Origin of the sequence: Bacillus sp. FSL K6-1012 (genome assembly GCF_037964915.1) — a bacterium.
Lineage (GTDB): Bacteria > Bacillota > Bacilli > Bacillales > Bacillaceae > Bacillus > Bacillus halotolerans.
Window position 1 is genome coordinate 1,388,423 of record NZ_CP150175.1, and the last position, 12,652, is coordinate 1,401,074.

A 12,652-nucleotide genomic window follows, 5' to 3' on the forward strand; every position below is an offset into this window, starting at 1 on the left:
CCCTCGTTACGCGTTTTTCATAATGATGGTTTCAAGATTATTGGCAACACTTTGGCACGAATCGGCAATTTCTTCAAGTGTTTCGTAAATTTCACGATATTGAATGACTTTAATTGGATCTGTTTCATTTCCGAAAAGATTCTTTAATGATTTTCTGTGCAGGTTGTCACAGCTGTGCTCATACTCTTTAATTTTGATCGCGTGAGGCTGAATATCCTTTAAGCGGTTTTCTGCCAGCAGCTCAATTGTAATCAAAATTTCTTTCGCGCATTCTCTGATGTATCCGCTGAATTTATCGATATGCTCGTCTGATGAAGTAATTGAGAAAATCTCCATCATGGCAGAGAAATGTTCGATTCCGTCAAGCACATCATCCAGGCTGTTTGTCAGCTGAAGGATATCCTCGCGCTCAATAGGAGTGATGAATGCTTTGTTAAGCTCTTTGATCATGACATGAACATGATTGTCACCTTTTGTTTCATATTCCTTTAACGTATCTGCAAACTCTTTAAGCGTCGTTTGGTTAGTGACCTTAAAATTCAAAAAATATTCTGCAGTTTCGTCTATGTTCTTTGCAATTTCTGTTAAAAGGAGTGAGAACTTATCTTTTTTTCTTCTTATCATTAAAAACCCTCCATAGTTTGAATGAACAATGCACACATCAAATTATTATATAGCCTTTTGTCGAAAAAAAACAGGAAAAGTCGAAAAAAACGCGGCTTGACTTTTTCGATAAAACGTGTCTCCTTATTTTGGCCTACTTCACCTCAAAAAAACGAACCAAGTTTGCAAAATCTTTCTGGTTAACGTAAAAAGTATATCAAAAGTTGTGTTTTTTTTGTCAACATTTATCTTCTGATTCACCAAAAAACGGTTCCCTAAACAAGGGAACCGTTTTTTTTAGCTGGCTTTTCGTTTTTGCATCCAATAATACACAGGGAGTCCGGCCAGACCGATGAGAATTGATAATCCGCAGCTTAATGTGTCTGTAATGAGTGTGCTTCCCAATACAAAGAATGAACCTGCGATCGCCAATATCGGCATGAACGGGTAAAGCGGAACACTGTAAGCACGTGTTTTTCCCTTTGTTTGTTTGCGAAGAATAAATACTGCAAAAAAGGCCATCACATAAAAAATATAGATCATAAAAATAGAGATTTCAGAAAGCTTATCAGGATTACTGATGAGCATCAGGATGATCGCCACAGCGATTTGGAAAGAAATCGCAATCCACGGTGTGCGGAATGTCGGGTGCACGCGGGACAATTTCTCAGCAAAAGGCAGTTGTTTTCGTTCTGCCATCGCAAAGGTCACACGCGGGAAAGAAAGAACCTTTCCGTTTAAACAGCCGAAGATGCTGACAATAATTCCGATACTGACCAGCTTTCCGCCGATTGAACCGAACAGCATGCTGGCAGCAGTGCTTGTCGCATTTTCTCCAAGTGTCACAATTTCGTTTGCGGACAGGATGTGAAGCAGCGCAAAATTAATGAAGATATAAATGGCTGTTACGATTAACAGTCCGCCAGTCATTGCGCGAGGCAGAAGCTTCTCAGGATTTTTCATTTCTCCGCCGAGAGCCGCAAGCAGGATCCATCCGTCATAAGCAAACAATGTGGCCAAAATGGCTGCACCGAAATTCATATCAGAAATGCTTTCGTTTACGGCTGTAAAGATATGCTGATCGCCTTTCCAAAGGCCGAAAATAATGATACAAGCAATCGGAATCAGCTTTCCGACCGTAGTCAGTGTTTGAACAAAACCGCCGTATTTTGTACCGATAATATTAATTACACATAAAAAGATAACTGCGATAATACCGATTACCTTTGATAGTCCTGAACCCCAGCCGAAAAGATTCGCCATTAAAGATCCAAAATATAAACCGAGTGCCCCGATAATCGCCGGGCCGTAAATAATGATCTGCACCCAGCCGCATAAAAATCCCCAAAACTCGCCGTATACTTCTTCAAGATACGTATAAAGTCCGCCTGTTTTCGGAATCTGCGTACCGATTTCTGCAATCGTCAGTCCGCCTGCCAGCGTTAATATACCGCCCAACAGCCACGCAAATAGCGCAATTTTTGAGTCTCCTGAATAAGCGAGCACAGCACCGGGCTTCATAAAAACGCCGGAACCGATAATGGTTCCAATAACAAGAGTAAGGGCAAACAAGAGGCCTATCTCTTTTTTTAAACCGTTTTCTTCAGTATGCATGTCCTTAACCTCCTATGATGAAGCTTCGTGATGAAGAATCTATTTTTCATATTGTAAACCCTATTTTAGAAAAGTGAAATAAAATAAATTTTCTGATTTTCGATATTTGCTTTATTTCCATTCGTAAAATCTGTGAAATCGTCTATTTACTATCTCTTGAAACGAATGAAATTAAGTGTAATCTTATCTAAAGTTCGTGTTTTGCGAAAGGTGTTCAAGCGGAGAGTGAGCACATTAAACGGCTGACAGCGGGACTTAGCAGGATGCCGGACCTAGATGAAGCTGATATGTTGACTTTCGTATGTGAATAAAATACCTTGTAATTAGGAAAATAAATATACATCTTTAATATAATATCTCGAAATCGAGATAAATTGACCTGGAGGGACAGCATATGAAAGTCAACGGCATTCACCACGTGTCCGCATTAACAGCTGACGCGCAAAAAAACTTAGATTTCTATAGTAAAGTATTAGGATTAAAACTCGTCAAAAAATCCGTAAACCAAGATGAACCGACGATGTACCATCTATTCTACGGAGATGAAGTGGCAAATCCGGGAACGGAACTGACGTTTTTTGAGATTCCCCGCATTGCGCCGTTTCATGCGGGAACAAACAGTATTTCTTCTATTGGATTACGTGTTCCAAGCACAGAAGCGCTGCATTACTGGAAAGAACGTTTTGAAGAGCATCAGGTAGCGCATAGCGGCATCGCCCAAAGAGCCGGACGTGACATATTGGCGTTCGAAGATCATGAAGGACAGCGCCTTGTGCTGACTGCTGATGAGAAAGGCAAAGGTTATGGTCTGCCTGTTAAACAAAGCGGCATTCCGGAAGAATTTTCATTTCGCGGGTTAGGGCCTGTTGAATTGACAGTGCCGTACGCTGAACCAACATTACATGTATTAACCAATATTCTTGGGTTTACAGAGGTCAGCCGAGAGCCGGTTGAAGGGCAGGGAACAGCGGTCATTTTAGAATCTGGAGAAGGCGGTGCGGCCACAGAAATCCATTTAATTGAAAGTAATGATCTTCCGCGCGAACGTCAAGGAAAAGGGAGTGTCCATCATGTCGCATTTCGCGTGAGAGACGAAGAAGAGCTTGCCGGATGGCACCGCATCATCAGCCGGGAAGGCTTTAGCAACTCAGGTATCGTTGAGCGCTACTATTTCAAGGCGCTGTATTTCAGAGAACCGAATGGCATTCTGTTTGAGTTATCTACAGATGGTCCGGGCTTTATGGTTGATGAAGAAATTGATGAGCTTGGCCAAACCATCGCTCTTCCGCCATATCTTGAGCATAGAAGAGAGGAAATCGAAGCAAGACTGAAGCCGATTCAATAACGATATATTGTGATTCTTTGCCTTCCGGCGTCACCGGAAGGCTATTTTTGTTCAAAAACGGCTTACATAAATAGCATGGATGATTAGGTACAAAACATCAGATTTAGATCAGGATAAAGACCCGAAAACTTTTGCTTTTAAGGACTGATCGTATGAATTGGTTTTGGCAAAAATATTGCCTTTGTTTATTAATAGTTTTTTCACATTTGCTTGTTACACTATTTCAAAGTTAGACGAAAAGGAGTGAAGACACACGTGGAAAAGAAAAAACGCGAGCTGGACATCTTCCTGATTCTCATTTTGCTCGCATCTGCATTTTTAAATATCTATAACATCTGGAATGATGATACGGTGAATCCTTATTACACCGCTGCAGTCACAAGTATGATGCAAAGCTTTCATAATTTTTTCTATGCCTCATTCGATGCGGCGGGGTTTATAACGGTTGATAAACCGCCTGTTACGTTCCAGATACAAACCATCAGCGCACTTATATTCGGTATGCACGGCTGGAGCGTCATCCTGCCTCAGGCACTTGCTGGTGTAGGTTCTGTCCTTTTAATGTATCTGTTAATAAAACCGACATTCGGTAAGACGGCAGCAAGAATCGCCTCTTTCATCATGGCATGTACACCGATTGCGGTGGCTGTGGCCCGGACAAACAATGTTGATGCATTACTGGTATTTTTCTTATTGCTGGCTACATGGCTTCTCTTTAAAGCCATCAGAAAAGGAAAGCTGATCTGGCTGTTAGCAGCATTTTTCGTCGTTGGTGCAGGTTTCAACACAAAAATGCTTCAAGCTTATATGATTTTACCGGCTTTCTTATTGTTCTACCTGATTGCGGCAAATGCCACAATCAAGAAAAAAATCATTTCTTTAGGAAGCGCATTAGTCGTGTTAGCGGCAGTTTCGTTATCATGGCCGCTCATCGTTGACAATATCCCTGCCAGCAAACGCCCTTATGTCGGAAGCAGCCAGACCAACTCTGTTTTGGAATTGGCTTTCGGATACAACGGAATTCAGCGGCTGACAGGACAAAATTCCGGCGGCGGTCAGGGCGGGTCAGGCGGAGACACAGCAAAAGAAATGCCTTCTGCGGAGAACAGTTCATCTGACGCTCAAGCACCGCCTAATCAGTCATCAAGCAGCAGTACATCAAACGATGACAAATCTGCAAATGGCAATATGACGGCACCGCCATCCAATGGGGAAATGCCAAGCGGCGGTCAAGGAGGCCCTCCAAACGGCGGAGGAGATGGCGGACAAGGCGGACAAGGCGGCGACGGAGGTAAGGGCGGTTCAGGCGGATCGAAAATGCAATCAGGTACAGGAATGTTCGGAACGGGAACACCTGGCCCGCTTCGGCTCTTCCAACAAGAACTATCTGATCAAATCAGCTGGCTGCTGCCATTTGCACTTTTTGGAATGGCAGGCTTGCTGATTGCAGGCTCGAGAGAAAGAAGAAGATTATCTGTTGAGCAGAAGGAGACGGTGTTCTGGGTTGCATGGCTTGTGCCGATTGCCGGATTCTTCAGCGTAGCAGAATTTTTCCATCATTATTATCTCATTATGCTGGCGCCGCCGATTGCTGCACTTGTCGGAGCTGGATGGGTTGCGCTCGTTCAGTTATACCGAAACCATACAGGCTGGAAGTCTTGGCTTTTGCCGGCGGCGATGATTGCCACAACAGGATTTGAATTGTTTATTCTGAGAAACTACAACGATCAAATCGGTGTTGGATGGAGTATCGGCGTAGGGGTTATCGGTGCGTTATCTGCCATTGCTCTTTTGATTTTTAAACAGCGCCAAAAACCGCTCACATATTATATATCACTTGCAGGTCTTCTCGTATTGCTTGTGATGCCGATTTATTGGGCAAGCACACCTCTCCTGTACGGAGGAAACAGCTCTCTTCCTGAAACAGGGCCGCAGCTCTCTTCAAGCAGCGGAAAAGGCATGGGAATGAACGAGTCGAGTGTAAATGAAAAATTAATTGAGTATTTAGAAGAAAACAACTCCGGAGCGGAATATTTATTCGCCACAACTGATTCAAACACAGCGGCTCCGTATATTATCAAAACGAAAAAGGCCGTCATGACGATCGGCGGATTCAGCGGTTCTGACCCGGCCATCACGCTGACTCAATTTAAAAAGCTCGTAAAAGAAGGAAAAGTGAAATACTTCTTGGCTTCAGGAATGGGGAAAGGCGGAAACAATGAAATTGTCGAATGGGTTCAAGAAAACGGCAAGAAAGTTTCTTCTGATAAATGGCAGTCAAGCGCTGATCAGCAGACATCACCTGATCAGACTGATTCATCAGGTACGTCAAGCGAGAGCAACGCTTCAGGCCAAACCGGCAAAATGGGCGGCGGGCCTGGCGGAATGAACCAGTCAGCTGCATTATACGAACTACATGCTGATGAATAGGAGGAAAAACATGAGCAGACATATTCAATATTCAATTGTGATACCTGTGTATAATGAAGAGCTTGTCATTCATGAAACCTATCAGCGCTTAAAAGAGGTCATGGATCAAACGAAGGAAAACTATGAGCTGCTATTTGTCAATGACGGCAGCAAAGATCGCAGTATTGAGATTTTAAGAGACCACAGTCTGATTGATCCGAGAGTGAAAATCATTGATTTTTCCAGGAATTTTGGGCACCAGATCGCGATTACAGCGGGAATGGATTATGCACAGGGGAATGCAATCGCCGTCATTGACGCCGATCTGCAGGACCCTCCTGAGTTAATTTTAGACATGATTGAAAAGTGGAAGGAAGGCTATGAGGTCGTATACGCCGTCCGGACAAAACGAAAAGGGGAAACCTTTTTCAAAAAACAGACAGCGGCCATGTTTTACCGGCTTCTCAGCAGCATGACAGATATTGATATCCCGATTGATACCGGGGATTTCCGTCTCATGGACAGAAAAGTCTGTGATGAAATGAAAAAATTAAAGGAAAAAAATCCTTTTGTCCGAGGACTCGTCAGCTGGGTAGGCTTCAAACAAACAGCAGTTGAGTATGTACGTGATGAAAGGCTTGCCGGAGAAACGAAATACCCGCTTAAGAAAATGCTGAAGCTTTCAATGGACGGCATTACGACATTTTCACATAAACCGCTGAAACTGGCAAGCTATGTCGGGGTCTTAATGTCAGGCGCAGGATTTCTGTATATGTTTATCGTACTGTATTTGAAGCTGTTCACCGACAGCACCATTACCGGCTGGTCATCGCTTATCGTCATCCAGCTCCTGTTCAGCGGCATCGTACTTCTGATACTGGGCATGATTGGTGAATATATCGGCAGAATCTATGATGAAGCCAAAGACCGGCCGCTTTACATCGTACAGAAATCGTACGGGATTGAAAATAAAAGACTCTATAGAGACCAGCATATGTCCTAACCTGAAACCCCTGTCCATTACGGACAGGGGTTTTTTATGTGCTGTATGGTGATCAAAGTAAAAGATGCTGATAGGGAAGGAAGAAGAGACTGTGAACTTGCACTGCGGTTCACCGCGAGCTGAAATCAGCTGTTAGATTGAGGGTTTTTTAAGAAACGCATAATCACAGCAGTGTCTGTTATGTTTAATAGAATACTGGTCCCCAGTGTAACTCCCCATGCCAATGTTGATTCAGGAAGGAGAAAGCTCAGCATCAGAAAAGCCAATCCTGCGCAAATTATGCTCAATCCTACGGTTTTCATGTCATTCCTCCTTTTTAAACAATGCTTCAAGCATCTGATTAGAATGATGTCAGCCTGTATCATATACGGGTGTCTCGGCAGAAAGTTTCATAGAGCAGATAGGTCTTTTGTCTAATAAAAAGCCTCAGACCGCTTTTGCGGCCTGAGGCGCTTTTCTTAAGAAGGTGTTTCTTCTTTTTGATCGAGTTTGATTTTTTTCGTCATTTCTTTGCCGTTTCTGAGGATTTTCACTTCGACGGTGTCGCCGATGTTTGCGTCTTTATATAGGATATTTCGCAATTCGCTGCCTGTGTCGATTTCTTTTCCTTTTAAGCTGATGATAATATCTTCAGCTTTCAGCCCGGCCTTTGCAGCAGGGGAGCCTGAAGCGACTTCACGGATGTATACGCCTTTATTCAGCTGGCTGCCGAATAAGCCAAGTGTGCCTTCCTGGTAGTTTTGCGGCACCTGTTCCAAATCGAGCATGCTGACACCGATATACGGACGTTCAATTTGCCCTTTAGACAGCAATTCTTCAGCTATCGGTTTTACATCATTGCTTGGAATGGCAAATCCGATGCCCTCAACATCATCTTCACTGATTTTCATACTGTTAATGCCGACAATTTTACCGTCTGTATTTAACAATGGACCGCCGCTGTTACCCGGGTTAATCGCGGCATCAGTTTGAATCACGTTAATGCTTGTTTGACCGGCTGAGGTTGACATTGAAACTGTTCTATCCACGCCGCTTACAATTCCCTGTGTTACTGTGCGAGACAGGTCTTTTCCGAGCGGATCTCCAATCGCAATGACGGTTTCGCCTGTTCTGAGATCTGATGAATCACCGAAGTTTGCTACCTTTGTTACGTGGTCATCACTGATTTGAAGAACAGCTAAATCTGTTAAAGAGTCACTGCCTACGAGCTTAGCTGTCACATCAGTGCCGTCGTATAAAGACACCTTGAGTGAAGTTGCGCCTTCTACAACGTGGTTATTCGTAATGACATAAGCCTTGCCGTTCTCTTTTTTGAAAATGACACCCGATCCTGAGCCGCTTTCTGTATCTTCACTTGAATCAGAGCTGGAACCGGAAGAGCCAAACAAAGAGCTGTTTGACTGAGCCTGAAGGTTTGTGATGCCGACAATCGCCGGTGAAAGATCTTCCACCATATCTGAGATTTTAGAAGAATCCTCACTCTTAAATGCAGATGAGCTTGTCGAGCTTTTGCTTGATTCAGAGGATGTGCTTTTAGCTGTAACAGATTGAGTTTGCTGCTGGCTGGACGTCTGTTTCGCTGCGTCCTGAGAATCGTGGTCGCCAAGCGGTGTGAACGTATAAATGCCAAGGGCGAGACTTCCGCCGATGACTCCGCCAAGCAGCGGCCTGAACCATCCGAATCCGCGTTTTTTCTTCTCTTGATCATGAATCACATTGCGGGCTGAGTAAGACGGGTTTTGATCATTCTCTTTCGTTAAAAAAACCTCATTCTCTTGTCCTTCTGTTTTATTTTCGTCACGATAGTTATCCATCATGTTCACTCCGTTTCTCTCTATTTTCAACTCATTACCTTTTGATTATGGCAGTTTTATGACTTGATTTTATCATAAACAAAAACTGTGGGATAAAAATGAAAATATTATGGGAAATTGTGAAAAAGTGCGAAAAACGGTACACTTTATAAGGAATATTGTACATGAAAGGGCTGAAACGATGGAGTCAATCGGATTGATCGGGTATGGCAGCATGGCGGATATGATCGCCAGGCAGCTGTTGAAGCATAAACAAGTAGAGGAAAATGAGCTGTTTGTTGAGACAAGAACTAAGGGAGAGAGGCTTCAGGCTTTGCTCGCTGATTATCCAGACGTTTCGGCAAAACCGCTTGAGATATGGGCGGAAAAGTGCGCCTTGATCTTTATATGTGTCCCGCCGCTCCATGTCATTGAAACAGTACGCCGGCTTCACCCGTATGTGAACCGGAATACTCATATTGTATCCATTGCGGCTGGTGTGCCTCTGCGGCTTTTAGAGGCTGAAACGGCAGCTGGAATATCACGGTTGATTCCGGCCATTACATCTGAAGCGGAAGCCGGCATCTCACTGGTTGTTCACAGTGAAGCACTGGCGGCACAGAAGAAAGAACGTTTGGATGAATTGTTATCGGCTTTCAGCAGTGTGCGAGAAATAAAAGAATCAAATTTGGATGCCGCCAGTAATCTGACGAGCTCTGCTCCGGGCTTCATCGCCGCAGTGTTTGAAGAATTAGCGCTGTCGGCTGTGAGAAACAGCGGCCTGACAAAAGAAGAAGCCTTTGATTTCCTGATACACTCACTGTATGGGACAGGCAAGCTGCTGATCGAAAAGAAGATGTCCTTTGAGGAGACGCTGAACCGTGTTGCAACGAAAGGCGGAATTACAGGGGAGGGAGCGGCGGTGATACGTGCCTCTGTGCCGCATGTTTTTGATCAAGTATTTGAAAAAACACTCGAAAAATATGAGCAGCTGACAGAACAGGCAGCAAAAGAAACATGAATCCTTGAAAGAGGATTCTTTTTTATCTCTGAACGTTAGTGATTTTTCCCAGCTATATTGCATTTTTCCTCTTTTTTTAATATAATCTGTTAGAATATTCATAATTTAGTAAAAAAGGAGGAGCGTTATGAAACTGTACATGTCAGTAGATATGGAGGGTATTTCAGGTCTTCCGGATGATACCTTTGTTGATTCCGGCAAGCGTAATTATGAACGCGGACGGCTGATCATGACCGAAGAAGCAAACTACTGTATTACCGAAGCGTTTAACAGCGGGTGTACGGAGGTGCTGGTGAATGACAGCCATTCGAAAATGAATAATCTGATGATTGAAAAGCTTCATCCCGAGGCAGATTTGATCTCCGGCGATGTTAAACCATTTTCAATGGTGCAGGGGCTAGATGATACTTTCACGGGTGCTTTGTTTCTCGGTTATCACGCAAGAGCCTCAACTCCCGGTGTCATGTCTCATAGCATGATTTTCGGTGTCCGTCATTTTTACATAAATGATCAGCCTGTCGGTGAGCTTGGATTAAATGCTTACGTTGCCGGTTATTACGATGTCCCGGTAATAATGGTAGCCGGTGATGACCGGGCGGCCAAAGAAGCTGAAGAGCTCATCCCGAATGTCACGACAGCTGCTGTTAAACAAACGATTTCAAGGTCTGCAGTCAAATGTCTGTCGCCTGCGAAAGCCGGCCGGCTGCTGACAGAAAAAACCGCATATGCCTTGCAGAACAAAGATAAAGTTAAACCGCTTACACCGCCTGACAGGCCTGTATTAAGCATTGAATTTGCCAATTACGGTCAAGCTGAGTGGGCTCATCTAATGCCGGGTACAGAAATCAAACCGGGAACCACAACCGTTCAATTTCAGGCGAAGGATATGCTTGAAGCCTATCAGGCTATGCTTGTCATGACTGAACTGGCAATGCGAACATCATTCTGCTAAAGGGGTGTTAAGGCTTTGGCAAGATATATAATGAAGCGTTTTTGGGCAATGGCAGCTACGATTTTGGTCATTACCACCCTGACTTTCGTTCTGATGAAGGTCATTCCCGGATCTCCTTTTAATGAGGAGAGGGGCACAAATGAAGCGGTTCAAAGAAATCTCGAAGCCTACTATCACTTAGACGATCCTCTCATTATCCAATACATCATCTATCTAAAATCCATCATTACATTCGATTTTGGCCCTTCTATTAAAAAACCGTCAGACAGCGTAAATGATATGCTGGAACGCGGATTTCCCGTTTCCTTCGAACTTGGGATGGCAGCGATTGTCATTGCTGTGATCTCAGGGCTGATACTTGGCGTAACTGCCGCGCTGCGCCGCAATGGCTTTTTGGACTACGCTGCGATGAGCCTCGCGGTACTCGGCATTTCCATCCCGAATTTCATTATGGCGACGTTGCTTATTCAGCAGTTTGCCGTCAATTTTAAACTATTTCCCGCCGCTACGTGGACGAGCCCGATCCATATGGTGCTTCCGACCGCAGCGCTTGCAGTTGGACCGATGGCGATTATCGCCAGGCTGACAAGATCAAGCATGGTCGAAGTCCTGACACAGGATTATATCCGCACAGCGAAAGCAAAAGGGCTGTCTCCGTTCAAAATTATCGTAAAACACGCACTCAGAAACGCGCTCATGCCCGTCATTACCGTACTGGGAACTCTCGTTGCCAGCATTTTAACAGGAAGTTTTGTTATTGAAAAAATCTTTGCCATTCCCGGAATGGGAAAATATTTTGTCGAAAGCATTAATCAGCGGGACTATCCCGTGATTATGGGAACGACCGTTTTTTACAGCGTCATTTTGATCGTAATGCTGTTTTTGGTCGACTTGGCCTACGGTCTGCTGGACCCGCGCATTAAACTGCATAAGAAAGGGTGAAGCGTATGAATCTCCCTGTACAAACAGATGAACGCCAGCCGCAGCAGCACGCTCAGGTGCCGGACGAATGGTTTGTTTCGAATCAGGAAAAGACCCAAGAGACCGATTCAGTCAAACGGCCGAGTTTGTCCTATGCGCAGGATGCCTGGAGGAGGCTGAAGAAAAATAAACTAGCGATGGCCGGGCTTTTTATTCTTTTATTTCTATTTGTGATGGCAGCAATCGGTCCTTTTTTATCTCCTCATAGTGTCGAGCGCCAATCGCTGACAGAACAAAATCTTCCGCCTTCTGCAGATCATTGGTTCGGTACCGATGAGCTTGGCCGGGATGTGTTTACACGAACATGGTACGGAGCGAGGATTTCGTTATTTGTCGGAGTGATGGCCGCACTGATTGATTTTTTGATCGGTGTCATTTACGGAGGCATTGCCGGCTATAAAGGCGGCAGAACAGACAGTGTCATGATGCGGATTATTGAAGTGCTGTACGGGCTGCCGTATCTTCTTGTTGTCATTTTGCTGATGGTCTTGATGGGTCCGGGGCTCGGCACCATTATCGTAGCGCTGACTGTTACGGGATGGGTCGGCATGGCGAGAATTGTAAGAGGCCAAGTGCTGCAAATAAAAAATTACGAGTATGTGCTCGCCTCGAAAACCTTTGGTGCGAAAACCTTTCGCATCATCCGCAAAAATTTGCTGCCGAATACAATGGGCGCGATCATCGTACAAATGACTTTAACTGTACCTACCGCCATATTCGCAGAATCATTTTTGAGCTTTCTCGGTCTCGGCATTCAAGCGCCGTTTGCCAGCTGGGGTGTGATGGCGAATGACGGCCTGCCGACCATTTTGTCCGGGCATTGGTGGCGCCTGTTCTTTCCTGCCTTTTTCATCTCGTTAACGATGTACGCGTTTAATGTGCTGGGGGACGGATTGCAGGATGCACTGGACCCTAAGCTAAGGAGGTAGCT

At 44.6% G+C, this 12,652-nt stretch carries 11 protein-coding genes and 1 pseudogene; 8 read left to right on the plus strand and 4 right to left on the minus strand.

Annotation, left to right across the window (positions count from 1 at the left end):
- Positions 1-6: 6 nt before the first annotated feature.
- Positions 7-624, minus strand: a complete 618-nt coding sequence (locus NSS75_RS07250) for a DUF47 domain-containing protein (protein ID WP_010333926.1) — start codon at positions 622-624, stop codon at positions 7-9.
- Between the two features lie 276 nt (positions 625-900).
- The gene (steT, locus tag NSS75_RS07255) at positions 901-2,217 is read right to left on the minus strand and encodes a serine/threonine exchanger (protein ID WP_339236772.1); all 1,317 of its coding nucleotides are present in this window, start codon (positions 2,215-2,217) and stop codon (positions 901-903) included.
- Positions 2,218-2,611: 394 nt separating this feature from the next.
- On the opposite strand from steT, the gene NSS75_RS07260 reads away from it, so the two are divergent.
- From NSS75_RS07260 to NSS75_RS07275, 4 genes and pseudogenes are all read left to right on the plus strand, one after another.
- Positions 2,612-3,562 (plus strand): ring-cleaving dioxygenase, encoded by a 951-nt coding sequence (locus tag NSS75_RS07260; protein ID WP_216394647.1) that lies wholly within the window; start codon positions 2,612-2,614, stop codon positions 3,560-3,562.
- Between the two features lie 166 nt (positions 3,563-3,728).
- Positions 3,729-3,809: pseudogene (locus NSS75_RS07265) on the plus strand (hypothetical protein); the annotation flags it as partial.
- A gap of 8 nt (positions 3,810-3,817) precedes the next feature.
- On the plus strand, positions 3,818-5,992 hold the full coding sequence (locus NSS75_RS07270) for a glycosyltransferase family 39 protein (protein WP_216394646.1): 2,175 nt from the start codon (positions 3,818-3,820) through the stop codon (positions 5,990-5,992).
- Between the two features lie 10 nt (positions 5,993-6,002).
- A complete protein-coding gene (locus NSS75_RS07275) occupies positions 6,003-6,974 on the plus strand; it encodes a glycosyltransferase family 2 protein (RefSeq protein ID WP_103671570.1) in 972 nt (323 codons plus the stop codon).
- A gap of 125 nt (positions 6,975-7,099) precedes the next feature.
- On the opposite strand, the gene NSS75_RS07280 is transcribed toward NSS75_RS07275, so the two are convergent.
- Together NSS75_RS07280 and htrA are read right to left on the minus strand one after the other, a co-directional pair.
- Complete coding sequence (locus NSS75_RS07280) at positions 7,100-7,276, minus strand: hypothetical protein (protein ID WP_181000322.1); 177 nt, start codon at positions 7,274-7,276, stop codon at positions 7,100-7,102.
- A gap of 156 nt (positions 7,277-7,432) precedes the next feature.
- Positions 7,433-8,788 carry a serine protease HtrA gene (htrA, locus tag NSS75_RS07285; RefSeq protein WP_216394645.1) on the minus strand — a complete coding sequence of 452 codons (1,356 nt, stop codon included), beginning with the start codon at positions 8,786-8,788 and terminating at the stop codon, positions 7,433-7,435.
- Between the two features lie 181 nt (positions 8,789-8,969).
- Here htrA and proG point away from each other — a divergent pair, with 181 nt between their 5' ends.
- From proG to dppC, 4 genes are all read left to right on the plus strand, one after another.
- Positions 8,970-9,788, plus strand: coding sequence for a pyrroline-5-carboxylate reductase ProG (proG, locus tag NSS75_RS07290; protein ID WP_103671572.1), 819 nt, complete (start codon positions 8,970-8,972; stop codon positions 9,786-9,788).
- A 127-nt stretch (positions 9,789-9,915) separates the two neighbouring features.
- On the plus strand, positions 9,916-10,740 hold the full coding sequence (gene dppA / locus NSS75_RS07295) for a D-aminopeptidase DppA (protein WP_024121100.1): 825 nt from the start codon (positions 9,916-9,918) through the stop codon (positions 10,738-10,740).
- A gap of 15 nt (positions 10,741-10,755) precedes the next feature.
- The gene (gene dppB / locus NSS75_RS07300) at positions 10,756-11,682 is read left to right on the plus strand and encodes a dipeptide ABC transporter permease DppB (protein WP_101860745.1); all 927 of its coding nucleotides are present in this window, start codon (positions 10,756-10,758) and stop codon (positions 11,680-11,682) included.
- Between the two features lie 5 nt (positions 11,683-11,687).
- Positions 11,688-12,650, plus strand: coding sequence for a dipeptide ABC transporter permease DppC (gene dppC / locus NSS75_RS07305; RefSeq protein ID WP_024121102.1), 963 nt, complete (start codon positions 11,688-11,690; stop codon positions 12,648-12,650).
- Positions 12,651-12,652 lie beyond the last annotated feature (2 nt).

Bases quoted from the DNA above. Each gene is read 5' to 3' on its own strand.
- NSS75_RS07250 (WP_010333926.1), bottom strand. From the start codon at position 624: ATGATAAGAAGAAAAAAAGATAAGTTCTCACTCCTTTTAACAGAAATT.
- steT (WP_339236772.1), bottom strand. From the start codon at position 2,217: ATGCATACTGAAGAAAACGGTTTAAAAAAAGAGATAGGCCTCTTGTTT.
- NSS75_RS07260 (WP_216394647.1), top strand. From the start codon at position 2,612: ATGAAAGTCAACGGCATTCACCACGTGTCCGCATTAACAGCTGACGCG.
- NSS75_RS07275 (WP_103671570.1), top strand. From the start codon at position 6,003: ATGAGCAGACATATTCAATATTCAATTGTGATACCTGTGTATAATGAA.
- NSS75_RS07280 (WP_181000322.1), bottom strand. From the start codon at position 7,276: ATGAAAACCGTAGGATTGAGCATAATTTGCGCAGGATTGGCTTTTCTG.
- htrA (WP_216394645.1), bottom strand. From the start codon at position 8,788: ATGGATAACTATCGTGACGAAAATAAAACAGAAGGACAAGAGAATGAG.
- proG (WP_103671572.1), top strand. From the start codon at position 8,970: ATGGAGTCAATCGGATTGATCGGGTATGGCAGCATGGCGGATATGATC.
- dppA (WP_024121100.1), top strand. From the start codon at position 9,916: ATGAAACTGTACATGTCAGTAGATATGGAGGGTATTTCAGGTCTTCCG.
- dppC (WP_024121102.1), top strand. From the start codon at position 11,688: ATGAATCTCCCTGTACAAACAGATGAACGCCAGCCGCAGCAGCACGCT.